This window comes from Arenibacter flavimaris (assembly GCF_030291335.1).
GTDB lineage: Bacteria > Bacteroidota > Bacteroidia > Flavobacteriales > Flavobacteriaceae > Arenibacter.
In genome coordinates, this window is record NZ_JASWIM010000015.1 from 1 (window position 1) to 25440 (window position 25440).

The 25440-nt window shown below is 38.3% G+C and carries 19 protein-coding genes; 8 read left to right on the forward strand and 11 right to left on the reverse strand.

The window, feature by feature from the left end:
• From QSE00_RS12540 to QSE00_RS12565, 6 genes are all read right to left on the reverse strand, one after another.
• On the reverse strand, positions 1–936 hold a 936-nt coding region (locus QSE00_RS12540; protein WP_286106228.1), incomplete at its 3' end, for an Ig-like domain-containing protein.
• A 1374-nt stretch (positions 937–2310) separates the two neighbouring features.
• Positions 2311–3876: an Ig-like domain-containing protein gene (locus QSE00_RS12545; RefSeq protein WP_286106229.1), complete on the reverse strand. Its 1566-nt coding sequence runs from the start codon at positions 3874–3876 to the stop codon at positions 2311–2313.
• Positions 3877–4611: 735 nt separating this feature from the next.
• Positions 4612–5892 (reverse strand): nucleotide sugar dehydrogenase, encoded by a 1281-nt coding sequence (locus QSE00_RS12550; RefSeq protein ID WP_286106230.1) that lies wholly within the window; start codon positions 5890–5892, stop codon positions 4612–4614.
• A 29-nt stretch (positions 5893–5921) separates the two neighbouring features.
• The gene (locus tag QSE00_RS12555) at positions 5922–7250 is read right to left on the reverse strand and encodes a UDP-glucose dehydrogenase family protein (RefSeq protein ID WP_286106231.1); all 1329 of its coding nucleotides are present in this window, start codon (positions 7248–7250) and stop codon (positions 5922–5924) included.
• A gap of 13 nt (positions 7251–7263) precedes the next feature.
• Positions 7264–8262 (reverse strand): SDR family oxidoreductase, encoded by a 999-nt coding sequence (locus QSE00_RS12560; protein ID WP_286106232.1) that lies wholly within the window; start codon positions 8260–8262, stop codon positions 7264–7266.
• A 193-nt stretch (positions 8263–8455) separates the two neighbouring features.
• Positions 8456–9490, reverse strand: coding sequence for an NAD-dependent epimerase (locus QSE00_RS12565; RefSeq protein WP_286106233.1), 1035 nt, complete (start codon positions 9488–9490; stop codon positions 8456–8458).
• Between the two features lie 456 nt (positions 9491–9946).
• Here QSE00_RS12565 and QSE00_RS12570 point away from each other — a divergent pair, with 456 nt between their 5' ends.
• From QSE00_RS12570 to QSE00_RS12585, 4 genes are read left to right on the forward strand one after another with little or no spacing between them, the layout of a single operon-like run.
• Entirely contained in the window at positions 9947–11080 is a 1134-nt protein-coding gene (locus tag QSE00_RS12570) for a DegT/DnrJ/EryC1/StrS family aminotransferase (RefSeq protein WP_286106234.1), read from the forward strand.
• A complete protein-coding gene (locus tag QSE00_RS12575) occupies positions 11077–13032 on the forward strand; it encodes a polysaccharide biosynthesis protein (protein WP_110355977.1) in 1956 nt (651 codons plus the stop codon). Before QSE00_RS12570 ends, QSE00_RS12575 begins: the two co-directional genes overlap by 4 nt.
• A gap of 36 nt (positions 13033–13068) precedes the next feature.
• Positions 13069–13848, forward strand: coding sequence for a polysaccharide biosynthesis/export family protein (locus QSE00_RS12580; protein WP_258364812.1), 780 nt, complete (start codon positions 13069–13071; stop codon positions 13846–13848).
• A 22-nt stretch (positions 13849–13870) separates the two neighbouring features.
• On the forward strand, positions 13871–16249 hold the full coding sequence (locus QSE00_RS12585) for a GumC family protein (protein WP_286106235.1): 2379 nt from the start codon (positions 13871–13873) through the stop codon (positions 16247–16249).
• Position 16250: 1 nt separating this feature from the next.
• Here the strand turns inward: QSE00_RS12585 and QSE00_RS12590 are convergent, their stop codons facing one another.
• Both QSE00_RS12590 and QSE00_RS12595 read right to left on the reverse strand, forming a co-directional pair.
• On the reverse strand, positions 16251–16991 hold the full coding sequence (locus QSE00_RS12590; RefSeq protein WP_286106236.1) for a tyrosine-protein phosphatase: 741 nt from the start codon (positions 16989–16991) through the stop codon (positions 16251–16253).
• A gap of 130 nt (positions 16992–17121) precedes the next feature.
• Positions 17122–17862, reverse strand: coding sequence for a tyrosine-protein phosphatase (locus tag QSE00_RS12595; RefSeq protein WP_286106237.1), 741 nt, complete (start codon positions 17860–17862; stop codon positions 17122–17124).
• A 414-nt stretch (positions 17863–18276) separates the two neighbouring features.
• On the opposite strand from QSE00_RS12595, the gene QSE00_RS12600 reads away from it, so the two are divergent.
• Together QSE00_RS12600 and QSE00_RS12605 are read left to right on the forward strand one after the other, a co-directional pair.
• Positions 18277–19587, forward strand: a complete 1311-nt coding sequence (locus tag QSE00_RS12600) for a phosphoribosylamine--glycine ligase (protein WP_286106238.1) — start codon at positions 18277–18279, stop codon at positions 19585–19587.
• 35 nt (positions 19588–19622) lie between these two features.
• On the forward strand, positions 19623–20090 hold the full coding sequence (locus QSE00_RS12605) for a GNAT family N-acetyltransferase (protein WP_286106239.1): 468 nt from the start codon (positions 19623–19625) through the stop codon (positions 20088–20090).
• Between the two features lie 328 nt (positions 20091–20418).
• Here the strand turns inward: QSE00_RS12605 and QSE00_RS12610 are convergent, their stop codons facing one another.
• Both QSE00_RS12610 and QSE00_RS12615 read right to left on the reverse strand, forming a co-directional pair.
• Positions 20419–21690 carry an MFS transporter gene (locus QSE00_RS12610; protein ID WP_110355972.1) on the reverse strand — a complete coding sequence of 424 codons (1272 nt, stop codon included), beginning with the start codon at positions 21688–21690 and terminating at the stop codon, positions 20419–20421.
• A 111-nt stretch (positions 21691–21801) separates the two neighbouring features.
• Positions 21802–22380: a PhnA domain-containing protein gene (locus QSE00_RS12615; RefSeq protein ID WP_286106240.1), complete on the reverse strand. Its 579-nt coding sequence runs from the start codon at positions 22378–22380 to the stop codon at positions 21802–21804.
• A gap of 201 nt (positions 22381–22581) precedes the next feature.
• Here QSE00_RS12615 and QSE00_RS12620 point away from each other — a divergent pair, with 201 nt between their 5' ends.
• Positions 22582–22986 (forward strand): pyruvate kinase, encoded by a 405-nt coding sequence (locus tag QSE00_RS12620; protein WP_286106241.1) that lies wholly within the window; start codon positions 22582–22584, stop codon positions 22984–22986.
• A 64-nt stretch (positions 22987–23050) separates the two neighbouring features.
• Here QSE00_RS12620 and QSE00_RS12625 read toward each other — a convergent pair whose 3' ends face one another.
• Positions 23051–23458, reverse strand: a complete 408-nt coding sequence (locus QSE00_RS12625) for a hypothetical protein (RefSeq protein ID WP_110355970.1) — start codon at positions 23456–23458, stop codon at positions 23051–23053.
• Between the two features lie 541 nt (positions 23459–23999).
• Here QSE00_RS12625 and QSE00_RS12630 point away from each other — a divergent pair.
• Complete coding sequence (locus tag QSE00_RS12630) at positions 24000–25157, forward strand: hypothetical protein (RefSeq protein WP_286106242.1); 1158 nt, start codon at positions 24000–24002, stop codon at positions 25155–25157.
• Positions 25158–25440: the final 283 nt, after the last annotated feature.

Consider the following 25440-nt stretch of genomic DNA (forward strand, 5'->3'; position numbering starts at 1 on the left):
TTCAAATTTTTGATCTATATCCAACTTGCTTGATATAAGGAAGGTGGCCCCTTCATCGGCCACAAGGGATTCTTCCGCATCCAATGCTGCCTGAATGGCTTTTGTATCATCTTTTTTACCATCACCTACGGCACCGTATTTACTGAAATTTACGGCATTGGGGTCGGTGGGGGTTTTATCGGTAGGGGTTACGGTAACCGTAATGTTCCCAGTTTCGGTGGAAACCGTATTATCCGGATTAGTGACAGAAGTAGTATAGGTAAAATTATCCTCTTCCGGGGTTTCAACTTCCGGAGTTTCCTCTACCGGAGTTTCTTCCTCGGGAATATCAGTGTTTGGATTATAGGTGATAGTATTGTCCTCATTAAGCACCACTGTACCATTGGACGGTTGGCTAACTTCGGTTATAATTACTTCACTTTCTTCCTTAAATGTGTCGTTCTTAAGGGGTTCTATAACTACAGGTTCACCAGGGGTTACAGCGATGGTGTCAACTACAACATCGGTTACAGGCTCAACGGTAACATCAATGGTCACAACCTCTTCCGTAATGGTTTCATCCTCGTTGGTAACTTCCAATGTTATTTCGATATTATCCTTCCCGTTATAATCGTTGGGAGGGGTATATACAGCTATACTGTCTTTTTCAATTGTAATGTCACCAATTTTAGGCTTTGTGTTACTTTTATATCTTCGACGTCCTTTTCTTTTACTGTCTGAATTATTTAGTAAGTTAAAGGTTACAGGCTGATCTTCTTCAGTAATAAACTCTGCTTTTGCCAAATCAATAATTACTTCATTGGGTTCGCTACTTGTTGGATTTTCATTCACAACATATTCGGCTAAAAGGTCGGAATCCTTGTTGCAGGAAAAATTTAAAAAAAGAACAAGGCATAGTAGGGTCACTTGTACTAGATTCGAGGGGGTGATTTTCATAAGTTCTGGACTTTAATTTAATTAATTAATTGAGGTTTTAATAATTTTACTTTTCACAACATCATCGATATATGGCATATATTTTCGGCAAAATGCCTATTTTTTGATGAACAGGTAGATTTACGTTTAGTTTTTAGGGTTTAGATGTCATGAATTCCTTTTTTCGATGAAATGCTTCTTTCTTTAAGATTTGAGCTTGTTTAGTTGGGGTATATGCCAATTTTTTAACATTTAAATCGGTTTTAAATTGTTTAGAACAGTAAGAATATTTTGGGTTTTTAAAATGGAATACGGTAAAAGAAGGAATTGAAAAGTTCTGGAAGCCAATAATGGGGCTTTAAAATACATTAGATACTTTGGATTAGGGAAACTTTAATAAACCGATTATTTAACGGCCTTGAGTAAAACGTATTAATAGTATTGGCTTGATTTAATTGGCCACTTTTGTTTTCTCTTTTAGCTTCAGCAGTGCAGATTTGGTTCGTTAAGAGAAAATAAGATGGGAGAATGTAGACTGAACGGGATAGGAAGTGGTAATAGTGTTGGGAGTGCCGGGCATTCAGGAGGCCGTGGGCGGAACTATAAGCAATGGGCAAGCCCATGTAGGGGTAGTGCAGTTAGGTTGCCGGGAAGGTAGTATTAAAGGCCCTGAGGGATGGCTATGTTGTATTGTAATCCGTTGGAGAAAAAAGAAGGGTACAGTTTGGGTGAAATGGGAGATGTTCTCCAAAAAAAAAAACAGTCCAACAAGTTCCAATATTTGTAAAAGGTTTGGAAAAGTTGGGATTCAACGGCTATGTAGCAAATAAAAATAAGTTTGTGATGCCATTCTAAATTTAGGAACACATATTTAATTCTACATTTTAAGTTAATTTATTCTGTTGTAGAACAGGAAACAGAGGGGGGCATGGAGATAATGTTCTTTTGAAGTGGTTTTTATGTCGTTCAAGGAACATTTGTTAATCCTTTGCTTTACAGGTCAATTTCTAAGTTTAGGATATGATTCTTGACATGTTATCAATATGGGTTTACTTTCTCCACCTATTGTATGATCCGATAGGGTGTATAAAACTTTGGTTGAATTGGAATTTAATAAAGTAATGGGAGGTTATAAATGAATGGACGCAACTGGCAAAAGAAATGGATTTCCATTCTTCTGTTGTTAATTTTTTGTTTTCCTTTATGCAATAATGCACAAAGTGGTGTGAATTAGTCTTGGGTTTTTGATTATTTTACAGCAAATAAAGATTTCTTTTCTTAAATAATCTTAAAATTAATTGGAAGAGATGGGCTATTCTGTATAAAAGCAAACAAAGAACCAGGGAAACCTGATTCTTTGCTGTGAAATATCATGGATGAATATTGAATTTAAGCCTAATTGCAATTAGTACTGGACCATTTGGAGCTATCCAAATCTATATAATTGGAAGAGCCACTGTTGTTTGTTCCTATTAATACCTGACCTGTATATTTGGAGGCACTAATGTTATAGTCATAAATGGAACTTCCTGATTCAAATACATTATTACAGATGGTAACATCGCCAATGGCCATGGTAAAGGCCAGCCTGGCTCCTCCGCTAAAGGTACAGTTGTTGAATTCAACTTTGTCGTTTTGTAATCCAATGACCCTTCCATCGTAACCTTTGCCTACGAAATTACAGTTGTTAAAGACGGTATTGTCACCACCTTTGGCGCCAGAGCCCATGCCAAAAACGACCATGCCCGACTTGTTTTTACTTGATAGGTTGGGGTTGGAAGGTGATGGGTCTGTAAAGGTACAATTGGTCCAAGTGGTATTTCCTGTAAAATTCTTGGCACATCTTCTTTCCCAATCATAAAGGTTCATGTTGGTAAACTCCATAGAGCCGTTGGAGAAGCTTATGTCTATCCCTGAAGAAAATGTTCCAATGGCCTGGGCATCCTCGCCCCAGCAATCATGCACTTCTCCATTCTTCACGATCAATTTTGTTGGAGAACTCGGAACTTGCACCCAGTAAATAAGATAACCGTTTGCAGCGCCCCATGAATCGGTTGTAACGCCGTTATCGGCTCCCCTAACATCACTTACGTTAACATTGTCAAAGATCCAATCGCCATAGCAATCGGCATCGTTGTAGACGTGTATGTAAACACCGGCTGGACTTGCCGTGGTCGATTGTAGAAAACTATCCACCTCAAAATTGGATAGGTTGACAATGGAATTACACTCGATACCTCTTTGGGCAACACCATTTCCGTTGATGTTCAAATTGGTCATTGTGGTCAACCCTCCATTGGAAGACCTTTTGTCCACCTTTATCATTGGACTTAATTTGGCAGTTGTGATAATGGTTGCCCCGTTCCAATCAATGGTGTGTTCAAATTTTTGATCTATATCCAACTTGCTTGATATAAGGAAGGTGGCCCCTTCATCGGCCACAAGGGATTCTTCCGCATCCAATGCTGCCTGAATGGCTTTTGTATCATCTTTTTTACCATCGCCTACGGCACCGTATTTACTGAAATTTACGGCATTGGGGTCGGTGGGGGTTTTCTCGGTAGGGGTTACGGTAACCGTAATGTTCCCAGTTTCGGTGGAAACCGTATTATCCGGATTAGTGACAGAAGTTGTGTAATCAAATTCATCTGTTCCTGTTTCGTCTGTATTGGGGGTGTATACAACGGTATTATCTTCCAAAACCTCGGCAGTTCCCAATTTAGGTGGAGTTACCTCGGTAATCGTTACCTTTTCCGGTTCGTCAAACGTGTCATTGCTTAGAGGGGCAATAACAATAGGCTTGTTTGCCAGTGTAACGACAATGTCATTTACCATAAAGGCTTGTGGATTCTCTACCACATATTCTGCCAACAAATCGGAATCTTTGTTGCAGGATGCGGTTAAAAAAAGGAGGGTGCACGAAAAGGTCGTTATAAAGATATTCGAGGGGTGAAATTTCATAAGTATAAGACGTTATTTTTAATGATAATCCATTGGGTTTTACAATATTATTTATTTTTACAACAACATCGGCAAAAGATCTAATTTTTTCGATGAACTGCACTATTTATGTTCAATGATGGTTTTACGTTTGTTTGTGCGACTTGGATGTTTGAAATTTGGTTTTTCGATGAACTACACGTTTATTTAAGATTTCAGTGCAATTTTGGTGCGATAATGTTAAAATTTTAACAGTAATTTAAGACTTCGTTCACTTATTTAAGTAATTTTTGTTATGGGCAGTTCCATGTGTTTATTTAATGTTGAACCAGGGAATATCTATACGGTAATTTTTTAGGCAATACTTTATTTGTTTTTATCAAGAATTTAGTCCGATGGATGCCTTGGGATGTTGGATAAGGTGTAGTGTGTAGAGGATCGAGAGCGGTCCTCAATCTGGTAATCTTGATCACTGTAGATAAATATCACCTAAAATTCACAATTGATTTCTTTGGTGAAGGTGTGGTAGTGAATAATAAAAAGCACTATTCTTGCCATAATTTACTTTTATGGAATGCCGATGCCGGACCAAAATAAGTAGGGATGGAAGTCTATAAATAATAAGCCCAACGAGCTTGTGGCCGTTGGGCTAAATTATTTATTGTTCTTATTTTCTTACCCTAGGTTTTGGAAGGACATGCTAGGATAAGTTTGTTGCGAGTTATTTTTGAATGGCCAGATGCAATTATTGGTTCATCATAGCCTAGCATCAGCTTTGTTGTGGAGTATACCCTTTACATCATATAGTACCCCATGCGGCTTTAACATACTTTTAAAGTCTAGAGGTATGAATTCTTTATGGGCTACGGTCAAAACAATAGCGTCATACTTGTTTTGGGATAGATTTTTTTCGGTAGTCAGGCCATATTCCTGGAATACTTCATCGGGATTGGCCCATGGGTCCAAAATATCTACATGTGCTCCATAACTGCTCAAATTATTTATGACATCCACCGCTTTGGTATTTCTAACGTCCGGACAATTTTCTTTAAAAGTAATGCCCAACACCATAATATTGGATCCCTTCACTTTTATATCATTTTGAACCATTAGTTTTACTACCTCTGAGGCCACATACTTGCCCATACCATCGTTCATTCGCCTACCAGCCAGGATGATTTCCGGATGATAGCCGTACTCTTGGGCCTTTTGGGCCAAATAATAGGGGTCCACTCCAATACAGTGTCCGCCTACAAGACCTGGTTTAAATGGAAGAAAATTCCATTTGGTTCCTGCGGCTTCCAAAACGGCATGGGTGTCAATACCCATAAGGTTGAAAATTTTAGCCAATTCGTTAACAAAGGCAATATTGATATCGCGTTGCGAATTCTCTATTACTTTGGCAGCCTCTGCAACCCTGATGCTAGGGGCCAAGTGGGTACCTGCCGTTATTACAGAAGCGTAAAGTTCGTTTACTTTCTGACCTATCTCAGGGGTTGAGCCGGAAGTGACCTTTAAGATCTTTTCTATGGTATGTTCCTTATCCCCTGGATTAATACGTTCGGGGGAATAACCCGCATAAAAATCCTCATTAAATTTGAGACCACTTATTCTTTCCAAAACTGGAATACATTCGTCTTCGGTAACCCCGGGGTAAACCGTGGATTCGTATACCACCACGTCTCCTTTTTTCAATACTTTTCCCACTGTTTCGCTAGCCTTGTACAAGGGTGCTAAAACGGGTCTATTGGTACTGTCAACAGGGGTGGGCACCGTTACAATATAATAATTGCAATCTGAAATATCTTCTAACCGATTGGTACAGTATAGGCCACTGACCATTTTTGGGGAATCTGATAATACCGCTTTTAGAACGTCATCCTCAATCTCCAAAGTGTGGTCTTTTCCACCTTGTAATTCCTTAATTCTGGTCTGATTGATATCGAATCCAATGGTGGGGTATTTGGTAGCGAATAATCGTGCCAAGGGTAAACCTACATAACCCAATCCTATTACCGCTATTTTTTTAGTATCCATTTTGCTTTGAGTCAAAAATGCAATAAAAATTACTTTTTACCAATTTGGTAATACTCGAATCCTTTTTCGGTCATTAGCTCATCGTTGTACTGATTACGGCCATCAAAAATAATAGGTGTTTTGAGCTGTATCTTTAGTTCATTAAAATCCGGGGACCTAAACTCCTTCCACTCAGTGAGTAAAATCATAGCATCTGCGTTCTTAAGAGTTTCATACTTGGAGTTGCAATAGGTGATTTCCTTTAGGTCCTTTAGATAAAAGTGCTTGGCTTCGTCCATGGCCTTGGGATCGTAGGCTTGGATCTTGGCACCGCGCTTTACCAATTCCATGATGATATAAATTGCCGGAGCTTCCCTCATGTCATCGGTTTCAGGTTTAAAGGCCAAGCCCCATACCGAAAATGTTTTTCCTTTTAGGTCTTCCCCAAATCTTTTAACTACTTTTTGAGCGATAACAAACTTTTGTTTATTGTTAACATCTTCCACAGAGCTAATGAGTTGGGCATTATAGCCATGTTCCTCAGCGGTCTTTTTTAAAGCCTTTACGTCTTTTGGAAAACAGGAACCCCCGTATCCACTACCGGGATAAATAAAGCTGTAGCCTATTCTGCTGTCCGATCCAATTCCTATACGCACCTTGTTTACGTCTGCGCCCACCAATTCACAGATATTGGCTATTTCGTTCATAAAGGAAATTTTGGTAGCCAACATGGCATTGGCTACATATTTGGTCATTTCAGCTGAACGTACATCCATTACAATAAGCCGATCAACACTGCTTCTAAAGAATGGGCTATACAGGGTTCGCATTTTGTTTGCTGCTTCGTCGTTGTCAGCTCCTACGACCACCCGATCCGGTTTCATGAAATCGCTAATGGCATCACCTTCCTTTAAAAACTCAGGATTGGATACTACATCGAATTCAATGGACACTTGTCGTTGGTCCAATTCCTTTTGTATTGTGGCCTTAACCTTGTCTGCAGTGCCCACGGGTACAGTGGATTTATCAACCACAATCAAGGGGTGTTGCATGTTTTGGCCTATTTCGGTAGCTACTTGTAATACGTATTTTAGATCCGCCGATCCATCTTGGCCCATAGGAGTGCCAACAGCGATAAAGGCGATATCACATTTAGCTAAATTAGCACTTAGGTCAGTACTAAATCTTAGGGTATTGTTTTGAACATTACGTTTTACCATGGCATCCAGCCCAGGTTCATAAATGGGTATAATGCCCTTTTTAAGGTTTTCAATTTTTTTGTGATCTACATCCACACAGGTTACCGTATTGCCCATTTCGGCAAAGCATGTACCACTAACGAGCCCTACATATCCTGTTCCTATTACTGTTAAGTTCATTTGTCTAAATAATTTATTTTAAATTTTCCCAATACCACTTTACGGCTTCTTTTAAACCGGTTTTTATGTTGAACAAAGGGTTGTATCCCAATAATTTTTTGGCTTTATCTATTGAAGCCAAGGAATGGGGAATATCTCCTTGGCGGTTAGGACCGTATTTAATTTCCACTTTGGCAATCTCGGGGTCATAATCGCTTAGATATTCCTTTAAAAGGGATACCAATTCCCTTAAATCCGTCCGTTCTCCAAAAGCTACATTGTAAACGGTATTTACGGCTTCTTTATTGTTACTACTTATAGCCCTGAGATTCATTTGGATAACATTGTCTATATAGGTGAAATCTCTGGAATAGCTCCCATCCCCGTTTATGGTAGGGGACTGGTACTTCATAAGTTGCATTACGAACTTGGGGATTACAGCTGCATAGGCGCCATTGGGGTCCTGCTTTCTGCCAAAAACATTAAAATATCGCAGGCCTATGGTTTCCAATCCATAAGTTTTGCTGAAAATATCGGCATAAAGTTCATTTACATATTTGGTGATGGCATATGGGGAAAGGGGTTTCCCTATGATATCTTCTACCTTGGGTAGGGCAGCAGAGTCTCCATAGGTGGAGGAGCTGGCCGCATATACAAAGCGTTTTACTTTGGCATCCCGGGCCGCCACCAACATATTTAAAAAACCGGTAATATTAACATCGTTACTGGTGATAGGGTCGTTTATGGATCTGGGTACCGACCCCAACGCGGCCTGGTGTAAAACATAATCGGCACCCTTGCAGGCCTTGGTACAATCGCTTAAATTTCGAATATCCCCCTCAATCAATTCAAATTTCGAATTGGTCATTAGGTTGGCAATGTTTTCCCGTTTTCCTGTGGCAAAATTGTCCAAACAGCTTACTGTATTGCCATTGTTCAACAACGCCTCACATAAATTGGAACCAATAAAGCCAGCTCCTCCTGTAACCAATATATGGCAGTTGGAATTTAGTTTTATCAATGAGTTATTCATGTTAAATTCGTTTTGAGGTGCAAAGGTGAATAAAAGAATTTTAAAATAAAGTGAATATTATTTTAAGTCGTAATAAAATCGATGAAATGGAATTACAGTTGGATTTTAATACTTAATATCATCGGTAACCCAATATAAGTGGTTTTTAAGGATAATATAAATATGTTGTTGACCGAATATTATGTAGTTGGGGTTATTGACTTATTTGGTAGTAATTCTTATACCAAGAAATAAAGTTGGCTATACCTTTCTTTATAGTGGTATTGGGGCTGTAACCGTAATCATTTATCAGTTCATCTACATTGGCCCATGTTTTTTCAACATCCCCAGGTTGCATGGGCAGTAGTTCCCTTTTGCTTTTTATACCCAAATTTACTTCTATAGCTTCAATAAAATCGAGTAATTTAACTGAGTTGTTGTTACCTATGTTGTAGATTTTGTAGCTCTTGCCGTTTTTAATTCTTGTTGAAGTGTCCTTTTCCAGTATACGGACCACTCCTTCAGTTATATCATCTATATAGGTAAAATCCCTTTCCATATTACCATTGTTAAAGATCTTAATGGGTTTTCCCTTTACCATGGCGTCCGTAAAGAGGAACAAGGCCATATCGGGTCTTCCCCATGGGCCGTAAACAGTAAAGAACCTGAGGCCGGTAGTAGCAAAGCCATAAAGGTGACTGTAGGTATGGGCCATAAGTTCATTGCTCTTTTTGGTGGCGGCGTACAGGCTAATGGGATGATCCACATTGTCCGTGGTCTCAAAGGGTATTTTTTTGTTAAGACCATAAACACTGGAGCTGCTGGCGTACACAAGATGTTTTATGTTGTGATGTCTACAACACTCTAAAATATTAAGAAACCCTACAACATTACTGTCTATATAGGCTTCTGGATTTTCAAGGCTATAACGTACCCCAGCCTGTGCGGCCAGATTACAGACTGCATCAAATTTTTGATCTTGGAATAATTGTGGCAGGGCCTCACGATCTTCCAAGTTCATCCGTATAAAGGAAAACGAACCAGGATGTGTTTTGCTGTTGCCAATATGGCCAAATTTTTCGGCATTGCCCCTAATAATGCCCAATACCTCTAATCGGGCATATTTTATTTCAATGTCGTAATAGTTGTTTATATTATCCAGTCCTACAACCTTATGTCCTTTGGAAATAAGTACTTGCGACACATGAAAGCCAATAAATCCAGCAGCGCCGGTAACTAAAATTTTCATTCCTCTACAGTTTATATCTAGCATAAGTAGATAGGTAGCCAAAAGTATAAATAATAAAGCAAATTAATGGAAAGGGATCGTAGAAGAATATAATGTTTCTTAAGTCAGGGGACCTAAAAAAAACAGCTATTAATGAAATTGGTCAGTAATGTGGGTTCAAAAATTTTGGACGAGGACCTTGTAAAAAGTACTGCGTTGTTTTATTCTTTTTAAGATTCCATTCTGTTTATGAGGTACTTCGGATCTATAATGGTTATGGGATAAACTTTTAAAGGGAAGTTTGTATTCATGGATGTAACAACCCTCGATGAGCATTGGAATTATATGGTTAAAATGTTCGATAGAGGTAGTTAAACGATATTTTTTATTCTTAAACGAAATTAAAAGCCATAATCATTTATTACCAAAAAGTATATCTATTTTTGTTCCAGAGATTTAAATAAACCCTAAATTTTAATGACCATTACTACTACAAAAATTTGGCTTTCCTCCCCACATATGGGGCAAAAGGAACAGCACTACGTAAACGAGGCATTTGACACCAATTGGGTAGCACCTCTTGGGCCCAATGTAAACGGCTTCGAAGCAAGCATTGAAAACTATTTGGATAACAAGGTACATGTTGCTGCCCTAAGTTCAGGTACAGCAGCAATTCACTTAGGTTTAGTGTTGCTCGGGGTGTCTACAGGGGATGAAGTTCTTTGTCAAAGTTTTACCTTTTCCGCTTCTGCCAATCCCATTTGTTATTTGGGAGCCAAGCCGGTATTTATAGACAGTGAGAAGGATACCTGGAATATTTCGCCCGTTTTGTTGAAAAAGGCAATAGAGGACAGGATTGAAAAAGGTAAAAAACCAAAAGCCATTATTGCGGTCCATCTTTATGGCATGCCATATAAGGTTGATGAGGTAAAGGCCATTGGCGAACAATATGGGATTCCTGTGTTGGAAGATAGTGCAGAAGCATTAGGCAGTACATATAAAGGTGTGAAATGTGGAAGTTTTGGAGAAATTGGTGTTCTGTCCTTCAACGGGAATAAAATAATTACCACCTCCGGAGGTGGGGCCATGGTAACACAGAACAATGAATATAAGGAAAAGGCCGTCTTTTTGGCAACCCAGTCCAGGGATAATGCCCCGCACTACCAACACTCCGAAGTTGGTTATAACTATAGAATGAGCAATGTGCTGGCCGGAATTGGAAGAGGGCAAATGGAAGTGCTGGACGACCGAGTGGCAGCTAGAAGATTTAATTTTGAATATTATAAACAGAAATTAGGACATATATCGGGAATTGAGTTTTTGGAAGAAATGCCAGAAATGTACTCCAATAGGTGGCTTACCTGTATTTTAACACCATCTGTACAAATTCGCGAAAAAATAAGATATCAATTACAGGAAGTTGATATAGAATCCCGACCTTTATGGAAGCCTATGCATTTGCAACCTGTGTTTCAGAATTGTGATAGTTATGTGGATGGAACTTCTGAAGAGTTGTTCGATAGAGGTCTTTGTCTTCCCAGTGGTTCCAATCTTCAAACGACGGATTTGGATCGTGTAATTGCAGTAATTTTAAAAATAATGACCAAATGATACAGAACTACTTAACCAATAGGGCCCAGAAATATACTTCCAAATGGATCGTATTAATGGTAGATTTAACCTTGGTATCGATAACCTTCGTGTTTTCCTATCTCATCCGTTTTAATCTTACCCTGAATTTTGATAGTGATAAATTGCTTTTACAGCTGCCTATTATCATAGCAATTGGAGCCGTATCTTTTTTAATAACAGGTTCCTATAAAGGGGTTGTAAGGCATACCGGAGTAAGGGATGTGTACAATATATTTAATGCTATTTGTCTTTCCAGTATCATTACCATTTTTATGGTCATCCTTAACAGGGAAATGGATTACATGGAAGGGTTTACAGTTCCCTTATCGATAATAATCATACATAGTCTTTTAAATTTTATAGCCCTAACGGCGTCCCGTTATGTGTTTAAAACGGCCTATTACAATTTTGTAAAGCAATTTAAAATCACTAAAAATGTAATTATTTACGGTGCCGGAGAGTCGGGTATACTAACACAAAATGCCCTGACAAGCCACACTGGGAGTATTTCCAAGGTGGTAGGCTATATTGATAGGGATAATGAAAAGGTGGGTAAAAACATCAATGGGGTAAGGGTATATGGCCCTGAAATACTTACAGATTACTTTATAAAGAGCAATGATATATCAGAGATTATATTTTCTATACAGAATATAGATCATAATAAGCTCAGAGCTTTGGTTGAGGAATTGGTGGATTTTCCGGTGCAGGTAAAAATTGTTCCCCCTATAGAGGATTGGATCAATGGTGAACTAAAAATTTCCCAAATTAAGCAGGTACAGATCGAAGATCTTTTGGACAGGGTGCCGATCAATATCAAGAATAAGAGGATAGCCAATGAACTTAGGGATAAGGTAATCTTTGTTACTGGTGGTGCTGGTTCCATAGGAAGTGAATTAGTTAGGCAAATTGCCAACTGTGAATATAAATCCTTGGTGGTTATTGATCAGGCCGAATCTGCATTATACGACCTACAACAAGAGTTGAAACAGAATGGTTTCCATAATTTTATTCCCTTGGTAGGGGATATAAGGGATAAAAACAGAATGTCCGCCATCTTTCAGGAATATAAGCCCAATATGGTGTTCCATGCTGCCGCATACAAGCATGTACCTCTAATGGAGTACAATTCGTATGAGGCTATTAAGATCAATGTTGCGGGTACTAAGGTCATTGTGGATCTTTCCCTGGACAATAACGTGGATAAGTTCATTTTTGTCTCTACGGATAAGGCGGTGAACCCGACCAATGTAATGGGGGCCACAAAGAGGATAGCGGAAATGTATATTAGTTGTGCCGAACAATACAAGAAGACCAAGTTTATAACTACACGCTTTGGAAATGTATTGGGGTCCAATGGTTCCGTAATTCCCCTCTTTAAAAAACAAATAGAAAAGGGTGGACCGCTAACGGTAACCCATAAGGATATAACCCGTTATTTTATGACCATTCCGGAGGCGGCACAATTGGTATTGGAAGCTGGTGGTATGGGCCAAGGTGGGGAGATATTTATCTTTGATATGGGGGATTCTGTCAAGATTTTTGATTTGGCCAAGAATATGATCAAATTGTCCGGACTGAAATATCCGGAAGATATCGATATCAAAATTACTGGGCTTAGACCAGGGGAAAAATTATATGAGGAGCTATTGGCCAACGGAGAGGATACCATGCCTACTTATCACAAAAAAATAATGATTAGTAAATCAAGGGAACTGTTCTACGAGGAGACCAAGACCAAAATCAATGAATTATGTGTTTCTAACATGTTCTTCAATGAAAATACGGTGAAATTAATGAAGGAGATTGTTCCTGAATATGTTTCCAATAATTCAGAACTCTGCAAACTGGATAAAAAGGTGCCTCAGGATACGAAAAAGCAACAATTGGATACAAATACTATATTGTCCAATAAAATTTTGCAATCGTAATTTTTCACTATACTTGTAACCAAAATTCATTTTATTATGTATAAAAATACGACCCATATGGGATTTAGAGCTTTGATATTTGGTATATCTATTTTAATGTTTTCTTCTTGTGCCACCAAAAAGGAAGTAGTGTATTTTCAAAATGCCAGTGGATTTGAAACCATTGTCAGCGATAATTCCAATGTAAACCGATTTAAGGTAGACGACGTAGTAAGTATCAACGTATCCACCCTGGATCCACAGGCCAGTGTTCCCTTTAATATCTTTAAAGGCTCCCAGGAAGGTGGGATGCGGCCCGAACAATTGGATTATATTATTGATAAAAACGGGGAGATAGATTTTCCAGTATTAGGTCCTATTAAATTATTGGGGCTTTCACCATCAGAGGCCAAACTCTTGTTGACAGAGCGTTTAAAGGATTATCTTAAGGATCCAATAATAAATATACGGCTAAAGAATTTTTCAGTTACCGTTTTGGGCGCTGTTAACAGACCGGGAACATACCCGGTTAACGGTGAACAAATTACTATCTTGGAGGCACTTGGATTGGCTGGCGATTTAAATATTAAGGGTCTAAGGGACAATGTAATGGTGATACGTGATTTTAACGGCACAAAAGTCTATACACGTATAGATTTAACGGCAAAGGAGGCTTTGAACTCGCCTGTTTATTACTTGACACAAAACGACGTGGTCTATGTAGAGCCCAATAAATCATTGATTACGGCTTCCAGCTTGGACAATAGGGCAACCATCGCTATCTCAATAGCATCGGTGCTAATAACTTCTTCTGTTCTACTTTTGACTAGAAATTAATTAATTTTTCTTTATTAAATAAATGAGTAATATTTCTGATAATAATTTGTCGAATAATTTCACTTTAAAAGACATGCTCCAAACGTATACCAGACAATGGAAATGGTTCGTATTGAGTATTGTTTTGGCATTTACATTTGCTTATCTATATATTAGGTATAGTGTTCCGCAATATGAGGCTGAAGCCAAGATTCAAATTTTGGAGGATAAGAGTAATGGTTCTGGATTGGATGTATTTCAAGATTTGGAACTTTTTTCAGGAACTGAAAATAAGGTAGAGGATGAAATTCAAATTATTAAATCACGCTCAAATATTATTGAAGTGGTTAAGAAATTGGGTTTAAGCGTAAAGGTGGTTCTACTGGGGAATATAAAAAATTCTGAACTCTACAATAACCCTCCTGTAATAATTAACTTTATAGCTTCCGATTCATTGGTGAATACTTCCAGAACAGAGTTTTTTCTTGAACTGTCGTCAGAAACTACTTTTGGTTTTGCGGAGTCTATGGGCGAACCTTTTAAAGTGGTCTCCTATGGTAAAAATATATCGACTGCCCTTGGGGATGTTGTAATTACGCCCAATATGGGTAATTACATGGAATACTTGGGTGAGAGAATTAAAATTGTTGTGATACCCTTGGAAGATGCGGTACTTGAATATCAACGAAATATTATAGTATCTTCTCCTGATAAGGGGTCCAATATTTTAAGTATCTCATTGCAAGACCCTGTTCAAAAAAAGGCAAAGGATATTATTAATGCACTGGTGGACACTTATAATAATAATGCGATAGCGGACAGGAAAGCCATTGCTGATAAAACATCAGAGTTTATTAATGATAGAATAACCGATATCTATTCTGACCTCTCAGAGGAAGATCAGAATGAAGAGGATTATAAATCCGGTAGGGGGATTACGGATATAGCCTCCCAAGCCAACGTAAACTTAACAGTAAGTGCCAGTAGTCAACAAGAACTGCAAAATGCATCACTTCAGTTGGACATTGCTTCCTCCATGAAAGATCTTGTGGATAGTCAAGAAGGTTATGATGTTCTACCTTCCAATGTAGGTTTGTCTGATCCTTCCATCGCTAGTACAACGGCTAAATATAATGAGCTGGTGGCCGAACGTAACCGTCTGCTTAAAAGTTCCAATGAAAAAAACCCAATTATCGTTAATTTGGACCAGCAATTGGAGGGCCTTAAACGGAGTATGAAATCCAGTTTGGGAAGTATGACCAACAATTTAGGACTACAAGTAAATAGTCTTAGTAGCCAGTTATCACAAGTGAATTCCAGGTTGTACGCGGCACCCAAAAATCAACGAGCATTACGGGATATAGGAAGGAAACAGCAAACTACCGAATCCTTATACCTGTATTTACTTCAGAAACGAGAGGAATCCCAGATAACTTTCGCCTCGGCAACACCGAAATCAAAGGTGATAGATAGGGCCTATGCATCCAGCAGGTTGCCGGTTTCACCTAAAAAACCAATTATATTTTTGGCCTCTTTAATTCTTGGGTTACTTATACCTTTTTCAGTAATCTATGCCAACGATTTATTGGATAACAAGGTTCATAGTAAAACTACCCTGGAGAAATTAATTAGGGATATACCGGTATTGGGGGAACTTCCAAAACTAGGTAAAAAGGAGGCAAAATTGGTAGGTAAGGATGATAGGTCTATTTTGGCAGAATCCCTAAGGATTATCAGGACCAATATAGATTATATGATGAAGTCCAAGAGAAAGGATGGCAAAGGAAACCTCATCTATATTACTTCCTCCGTGCCAGGTGAAGGGAAAACATTTCTTTCCTCCAACCTTTCTATGATTTTTGCCAGTACCAATAAAAAAGTTCTTCTAATTGGGGCGGATATTCGAAATCCAAAACTGTACAATTTCTTCAAAAGTAAAAATGTAGACGAACTTGGTGGTTCTTCCAGAAATAGGGACACCGGATTAACAGAGTATTTGTACGATAAGGATTTGAATGTCAAAGAAATTACCCATTCCATGTTGGTGCACAACAATACCATTGATGTTATTTATTCGGGGAAAATACCGCCCAATCCGGCAGAACTGTTAATGAGCAGTCGAATGAAAGAATTATTGGAAGAGGTTTCTGAGAAATACGACTATGTTGTTGTAGATACCGCGCCTCTGATGGTAGTTACGGACACCTTGCTGATTACGGAATATGCGGATCATATTATTTATGTAACCAAAGCTGGAGTAACGGAGAAGAAAGTACTCGACTTCCCCGCCAAATTAAAAAAGGAGGGCAAATTAAAGGGATTATCCTTTGTTGTAAACAATGTAAAGGTCTCCAATTTGGGATATGGCGGTTCCTATGGATATGGATATGGCAAATCCCATAAAAAATGGTGGCAATTCTAATTTAAAAGAAATCGCTTATCGTATTTTCAATAACGGGATAAAGTAATTTCATGAGATTATCGCTCAATTGTAATTCCTTTATACTTTGTAACTGTTGTTGATTGTGGACATCCGAGGCTACATAATCTATTAGTCCGTTCTGTAATAGTTTATGTGCCTTTTTTTGTACGTCCTTCCCATAGAATTGACCTAGGGAAAGGAGGTTCAGCTGAAATAAAATTCCACTATTCTTATATTTTTGAAATTTGGAAGAATCTTGGTGTATGAAGGCATATCTCTCAGGATGGGCCAGAATTGGGAAATACCTATGGGCCGCTATATTTAAAATTGCCTCATCAAAATTGATGGGAGGCTGTAAGTAGGACATTTCTATCAAAAGATAATTATTCCTCAAAGGCATTACTTTTCCCTGTTCAAGAAGGTGGTCAAAATTGGCATCGATCATATGTTCCGCGGCCACATCCAACGAGATGTCCTTCATGCCTTCACTTAAAAGTTTGTTTTGTACTTTACCGTGTGCAGTTAGGATCGTATCATAATCATTTGGATAATAGTTGTGCATGATATGGGGTGTGGCAATAAACTTTTTTATACCAATTTCCGAGAACCCTTTAATCAGTTTAACGGAGTCTTCCACAGTTTTGGCACCATCATCAATTCCAGGTAGAATGTGATTATGTATGTCTATAAAATTTTCAAGGGAGTCAACTACGAATTTTTTCTTCTGAAAAAAATGAAACATGTATGCTAATTTCCGGCAAAGGTAGGATATTATTAATTATCATTAATGGATATCCATTGAGTCAATTGTGTTTTTAACTATAAAATCGAAGAAAAATCTACAGTATTTTGATAGGCTTTCTATACAAAATTTAATAGAAGGTTTCCAAATTCTTGTGTAGAATAGGGATTAACTTGTTCAACATATGATTGCTTAGTTTTATGTCTTTGAGCAATTCCAATTGCTGAACATTGTGTATGTCTGTACCGGCAAAGTCTATATAATTGTCCTCCAGAAGCTTTTCCGCGATTTTTGATACCTGCCTGCCATAATAGTTGCCAAGTGATAGTAAGTTTAATTGTAGATAGATTCCCTTGGATTTAAGGTCATGGTATTTTTTGTAGTTATTATGGAGAAAGAAGTAGCGCTCTGGATGTGCCAGAATTGGATAATAGCCCTTGGTTGCTATTTTAAAAGTAGCTTGGTCAAAATTGATAGGAGTTTGTAAAAAGGGCATTTCTATCAATAAAAATTCATTGCGGATTGGAGATATAAGTTTTTGGTCCAGGAGATTCTCGAAATTGGCATCTATCATATATTCCGAGGAGTATTCCAAGGCAATGTGTTTTAAACCTAAATGCAATAATTGATTTTTCACCTGATTGTGGGCAGAATGTATGTATTCGCCTGTATTGGGGTAGTAATTTTGATTTACATGCGGAGTGGTTATTATGTGGGTAATGCCAATTTCATTAAATCCGTTTATTAAGTCCAAAGAGTCCGTAATATCCTGTGCCCCGTCATCTAGCCCAGGTAGTATATGGCTGTGGATATCTACGAAGTGCCCTAGATAGTCTGCTAGAAATATTTTCTTATTTAGGATTTGGAACATTTGCGGTATTTGATATTTGTATAGTATATCATTAGGCTTTACACATGGCTAGAACATATTAGACCCTTGGTGCTTATGCGTTTCATAAAGGGCTAGGGTTGGTTGTAATTTTCTGTCCTCTATTTTAAATAGATATTTAATTTTCACATATATTTGTTTCAAATTTATTCACTATTGGGCACTAGCTTGGTATATTGAAACCTACACTCCCATTCGGGCATAACATAGTTATGCTATACAGTCCTCTATCTTGGACGCCGGATAACATTAACGAATATTTATTAAAATTGTTTTGTTTTGGAAGGGAAATAGCTGATTTTCAGCTTACTTTGCGAGTAAAAACTTTATTTCACGCTTAGTGGTTTCAATTGAATTTGGTAACTAATTTTTAAAAAAATAATATATCTCCATAAATTGAAAAAAGAGAAATTAAAAAATCAAATAGAAATTAAACGCAATTTCTTGATCGTTTCCCGATGGGGAGAAACCTTGGATATGGCGGTAGCCATCCTGCACGAAGGCCACGCCGTTAAAATGTATATCGAAGACAAGCCCTCCAAGGAAATCGGATATGGTTTTGTACAAAAGGCGAAAGACTGGAAGGGTTTTATCGATTGGGCAGATGTCCTTATTTTTGATTATACCGGATATGGTAAGATTTGTTCGGAATTAAGGGCGCAGGGCAAATTGGTGGTCGGGGGTACGGAATATTCCGATCTGTTGGAACTGGACCGTAATTTTGGACAGGCAGAATTAAAGAAACATGGTATTAAAATATTGCCATCCAAAGAATTTTACAACTTTCAAGACGCCATCGACTATGTCAAGTCCAATCCCAATGCCTATGTAATAAAGCCATCGGGCGAAACCCAAGAGTACAAACAATTGCTGTTCGTGGGAAGTGATGACGAAGGTTTGGACGTAATTCGGGTTTTAAAGGCCTATGAGAAATCCTGGGGAAATGATTTTGGCAATTTTCAATTGCAGCGCAAGGTGAAAGGGGTAGAGGTGTCCGCGTCTGCTTATTTTAACGGGAAGGAGTTTATATATCCTATAAATATTACTTTTGAACACAAGAAACTTTTCCCCAAAGAATTGGGTGTATCAACAGGGGAAATGGGTTCCAGTATGTTCTGGACCAAGGACTCCCCAATTTTTGAGGCGACCTTGAAAAAGTTTGAAAGTTCCCTGGCCAAGGATGGTTTTATTGGGCAATTGGATATTAATTGCATTGTTAACGGCAATGGAATTTATCCCTTGGAATTCACCTCTAGATTTGGCTATCCACAGATTTTTATACAACGAGCAGGAATTTTGGAACCGCTCGGCAACATGTTCTATAAGCTGGCCTCAGGAGTAAGTTTTAGGATCAATGTTAGAAAAGGATTTCAGGTGGGAGCCTATATGGTAGTTCCGCCTTTTCCCTTCGAGGATAAAAAAACGTTTGAACTATTCTCAAAAGATTCTGTCATCGTATTTAAAAAGGATATGAAGGATGGAGTTCATCCCATGCATCTCAAAAAAATTAATGATGAATGGCTTATTACGGGAAATACGGGTATTGCCTTATTGGTTACCGGAACCGGGCTGACCATGAAAGATGCACAAAAAATGATGCAGAATAGGATAAGCAATATCATTATCAATAATGTTTACTATAGAACGGACATAGGTGATAGATGGGCCGATGATTTTGACCGATTGTGGTCCTGGGGTTTATTATAGGGGATATCCGGCAGTCTTAAAAGTAGGAGCTATATATGGAGTTAAGAAATTTAGGGAATGATGGGCAAATTTTTTTTGAAATTCTTCCTGAGGATTGGCGAGATGTCATTGAACCTATATGGGACGATTACAAGGAAAAAGCAAGTATCTACGTATTTGAAAATGCCATGGGCATAATTGCAGGGGGAATTGTTTTTAGAACGGCCCCTCCAAATATGACGGATTTTGAGATTGAAGAGTGGGAAAAGTACGTGATCTCCAATTTTCATTATATAGGTTTTTTATTTGTTGATCCCAAATATCGTGGGCAATCGTTAGGTTCCAAATGGCTTACAGCATTAAAGGAGCAGTTTCCAAATCAGTCATATTGGCTTACTGTAGAGGAGGAAGGGTTGCGATCTTTTTATGTAAGGAATGGATTTAAATGCAATTCCATAAGTAGGGATGAGGATAATCCGGAATGGATATTTACGTATACACCTGGGGAAGGTAGTTTTGGTTAAGCCCGGTCGCCATATCAAGCAAAATGAGGTTGAGCGGAGTGGGTAGGTTCCAGGTTGAAAATCATCACTTGGAGCAATCCGATAGCGGAGGATTGTACCGGGAAGTGGGCGTCGTGTAAAAAAAAAGGTTCTCGATACATATGGCTATCTAACCATTTAATTCTTGTTTTAGCTTCTTGGCATCGAGCCTGTCCGTTCTAGGTAGTCTACTTGGAGTAAACGGAAGTGATTCTTCGGTATTGATTAAGCGGTATCTATTATCTGGAAACTGGACAGTGGCTTTTGATGGGAGTTAAAAGCAAGTGGTTTGTTTGATGGTTTTTATATATTAATCCCCTTCGTTTTCGTGTTCCTCCAAATCTTTCCTCAAATCCAGTTTTCTGAAAGTGGGGGAGATGGCACCGGTAAATAGTACTGTGATCAAGGTCATGCAACCACCAAAAACGACTGCAGTGACCGTGCCCATCAATTTGGCCGTTAGTCCACTTTCAAATGCCCCCAACTCATTGGAGGAACCAACGAACATAGAATTTACTGAAGCTACCCTACCACGCATATGATCCGGTGTCCTTAATTGTAAAATAGTTTGCCGAATGATCATGGAAATGCCATCGGTAACACCACTAAAAAAGAGTGCCATGACGGAAACCCAAAATGATGTGGAAAGTCCGAAGGTAATAATGCATAGGCCGAAACCAAAAATAGATCCCAAAAGTTTTAGGCCTGCGTGTTTGTTTAATGGGAAATAGGCGGAGGTAAACATGATCAGTAATGCGCCAACCGCTGGGGCGGCACGTAAAATTCCAAATCCCTCGGGCCCAACCTTAAGTATATCCTGTGCATAAATAGGTAACAGGGCTATGGCCCCACCAAAAAGGACAGCAACCATATCCAAGGTAATTGCTCCCAATATAATTTTGGTCCCAAATACAAATTTCACCCCTTCTTTTAAACTTTTAACGACTGGTTCCCCAATATTGGGGTTTAAAATGGGTTTCTTTTTTATTTTGGTCAAGATAAGGAGTGCCATTAAGGAAAAGGCAAAAATTAGGCACATAGACCAATGTACCCCGATAAGAGTAATGCTAAACCCTGCTAAGGCAGGTCCCAGAACAGCTGCCATCTGCCAAACCGAACTACTCCAGGTAGCGGCATTGGGATATACTTTTTTTGGAACTATCAATGCGAATAGGGAAAAGATGGTCGGCCCTAGGAATGCCCTTACAATACCCCCAAGAAATACTAAAAAATAAATGGAATACAAAACAGCATTTTTGGACCAACCCATTATAATATGGGGCCAAGTAAGTAAAAACAGCCCTAGGCTTATTATGGAAAAGCCCAAAATGCATTTTAGAAGTAACCCCTTTTTTTCCTTTTGGTCCACAATATGACCGGCAAACAGTGCCAATGATACGGCGGGAATAACTTCCATAAGTCCAATCAGCCCCAAAGAAAGGGGATTCTTGGTCAAGGAATAAACTTCCCATTCTATTACCACGAACTGCATGGACCAAGCAAAGACCATGGCAAAACGGACCAGCAAAAAAACGTTGAATTCCTTATATCTCAGTGCGGCATAGGGGTCTCTATTTGCCATGAACTATTTTAAATTGGTCTACATCCTAATATATATATATATTCCAGTGTTGGACAATAAGGGGTAATAGTGCCAACAAAGATTCACAATTTACCCTAGGGTAAACAGGAGCTATATTTTCTTGACAAATTTTGTTAGGATAACAATTTGTTGGCCATCAACTTTACCCTCTATGCATTCCGCATTATCATGATCTAGGGAAACACGCCTTACAGCGGTACCTCTTTTAGCCACCATACTGGACCCCTTAACCGGTAGATCCTTTATAAGGACAACACTATCACCTGCCTCAATAACGGCACCATTACTGTCTCTATGTATTATTTGGTTCTCGGAAGGTGCACCTTCACCCGTAGCTTTTGCCCAATCCAATACCTCATCTTCCAAATAAAGCATATCCAGGAGATCCTGAGGCCATCCTTCATTTCTTAATCGGCTTAACATACGCCATGCTATAACTTTTACAGGAGTATGCTCGCTCCACATACTGTCGTTTAAACAGCGCCAGTGATTTGAATCTGTCGTATCTGGATTTTCAATTTGTTCCTTACAGACTTCACAAACCAATAAATTTGCTTCCAAACCTCCATTTCTAGGTGGTTGAACTTCAAATACACTTAATTTTTCCGTATTGGCACATAACTCACATTGGTGATTGCTTCTTTTGCCCAATTCCCTTTCAATATTCATTGTAATAGATTTTATACGGACAAATGTAAAAGAATTGGATTAATGGAGGCTATGGAATTGTAAAAAAAAGGAGAATTGGAATTATCCCAAAACCGGATTGGGCCTTATTTCCAAATATTGTTTTATGGTGACATTGTTTATAAGTTCTTGTAGCAATACTTTACTTAAGTGGGGTGGACCATTATTTTTGTTTTCTTTTTTATGGACGACTTAAAAATAGGGGATAAATTATATAATGTAAGTCAAAACGGATTTGGCGATTTTTTTAGGTATTCTTTTTCGGAAGTGGTACGTCTTACCAAGATTTTGGCAGTCTTGGAGAATGGTGTTAGACTTAGAAACAAGCCTATAAGATCCATGATCAACAATGAAATTGGCTATTCCCTTGCTACCAACCGATGGGTGTATTGGCATAAAGTGACCGATGAAATAAAACAAAAGTCCAGGGAGGAGAATAAAAAGATAGCGGTAAACGATTGGTTTCAACAGCGCTCCTTTAACATGCAGGAAAAGAAAATTATATATGAGCTATTTGAGGAGAAGGGGATGCTGGAAGGTTCTGAAGAGTCTTCCATGGCTGCTATAGAACTTTTTAAAAAAGTATAGCCTTTTAGCTTATGGCAAGCCTTACACGGAACCCTTGTTATCTAAAATAGCTATTCTTGTTGGTTTATTGCTCTAGGTCCTCGATCCGTTTTTTCAACATTTGCTTAATTTCCATTAGGGAAGTATTATTTGCCTTTAGGGCTTCATTCGCCGTTTTTAAAATTTCTATACGTTCCTTTAAAAGGGCTATCTGCTCATAAAGTTGGTAAGTATCCCCTTCTTCCTTTAATTGATGAAGGTCGGTGGTTCCTTGGTTCCTTAACATGGGGCCCTTCCCGGTCAATATCCATTCGGGGCTATAATTGGGATAATTTTCAACGAGGGCATTGAGCCATTTGACCTGGATGTCGGTTCCGTGTTTTAAAGCCCTGGATAGTACCCCTTTACTGGCCCCAATAGACTTTTCAAGTGCAGATATGCTAATGCCTTCAGTTTCTGCCACGGTACTAAAAATTGTTAAAATTCTATTCATTCCAGAAAATAGTTGCCGTAAATTAAGAAATGTTGATAATTATCAACTATATTTGTTGTGGTAAAGTTGCTAACAAGTTACACAAATCTACGCAATAAGAAAAGGTTAATTGTTGGGAAACTGTTACCTGTGATGGTACTCTAAAATACTGAAGGGCAGTACGAGAGTAGAGGAGCTAACTTAATTAGTAAATTAGAATTTTATATAGGATATTCGTTATGGGATTAACGCCACACTTTTTTTCGGTTCTTATATCCATACCAATTTATTGTCCAAGAGATTTTTAAATGGTATTTGTTCCATAATTTACGTACTACGCTTTTTCATGGTATCCGACCATGCATTGATATTCCAACCCTATATTTTTAAATTTTACACACTTTTGAATTAAAGCGTGCAACGACCTAAGGGTCCAGAACCATTAATTTATTCAAGGCTGTTAAATTCAGGGGGTTAATGCCACCGCTGCATTTGGAATTCCTTATCCTGTCTTTAAGCCTGTGAGATATTGTAAATAATTGTTCAATTTAGTATTAGTAAAATGGCATCCATACCACAAATCCTTAGTAAGCTTATTTTGTTGCCCGAGGTGAAACTTATTTACAAATTAACATCGGACCGGAACATAGATAATAGATTGTTCATAATCCTACTGGACCCAAATTGTTCCACCAAATCCGAGGAACTGTCCTTAATATTGGAAGATATATGTGAGGAAGATAATGGTTTCCTGTATAGGGTTTTTTCTTTTGAATATGCCCGTCAGCAACTATTGGAACAGAACTTATTTTTCGTTCATGGTTGTCTTTGGACGCATCTGGTTTATTCCAGTTCCACAGAGAATATCGACTTGTTTTATAAATATAATGTGAAGCCAACACAATTGGATAGGATGTACTTGGATTTCAATAAGGAGTTGGATAAAGTAAATTATTTAATGGATGGAGCCAATTACTTTTTGGAGAAGGGCAATTTGCGGCATCCGATATTGTTGTTCCATCAGATTATTGAATTGTTATATCGCAACGTAGAAGTATTTATGATGGGCGAAGAATGTCTGTTCCATAGCCTCCAGGAACATCATAGCAATATAACGACCTATGTTCCTGAATTAAACTTCCTTTTTAGTACAGAGGAAGAGCAACAAACAACTCTCTTGGGAATATTGGATGAGGCCAATATCGCTAAAACCTACGAGGATAATGATCCCCATGAAAAGGTTCGGATTCATAAAATACAAGAGAATACAGCCCTGATGTATACTTTGGTCTCCAAACTATTTTCGGATAAAATTGCCCAATGCCGCTCCTCTTTGGACAAACAATTGCCCCATATAGAAATCCCTTGCAATCAGACAAATACCACTAATAGCCATATTCTGGAATCGGAAGATGATGTTTTAATGGATAAATTAAAGGAATTGACCAAAAAGCATTTCAGTACATTACAACGCTATCCAAGTAGGAAGGAACTTTTTTGTGTAAACCTTATATCCGAGGGTTATTTAGATACGTCCTTAATGATTTCCAACCTAATAAAGGTCTGTGTCATGGCCCTAGGTATGGAAAATTCTCCTTCGAGGATTGTTCCCGAACCAGCACAAAATATACGGGAAGTACTCGGATACATTTTGGACATGATACCCTATGAGGAAATGGATTTTTTGGATAAAATTCGGAATCTACTGTCCGAAACATAAAGCCAGTAGTACGTATATTGTAGCCTAGCGGCAATTCGTGAAAGCTTGGTAGGAGGTACTTCAAAATATATTTTGGTTTCGAAGTTAAAAGTGGCATTATTATAAGCCCACATTTCACACCATGCTTTTTCCTATGGTATGATTGGGAAAATCCAAGTGCCTAAAGTGACCCGCGTTTATAGCAAACTTACATAGCTATAGGGGCAATGTACAATAGGGAATTGGTCGTGTACAATGAACTTTTTGCCAATCCAATGGGATTAGCATTTAAAAAATATACGTA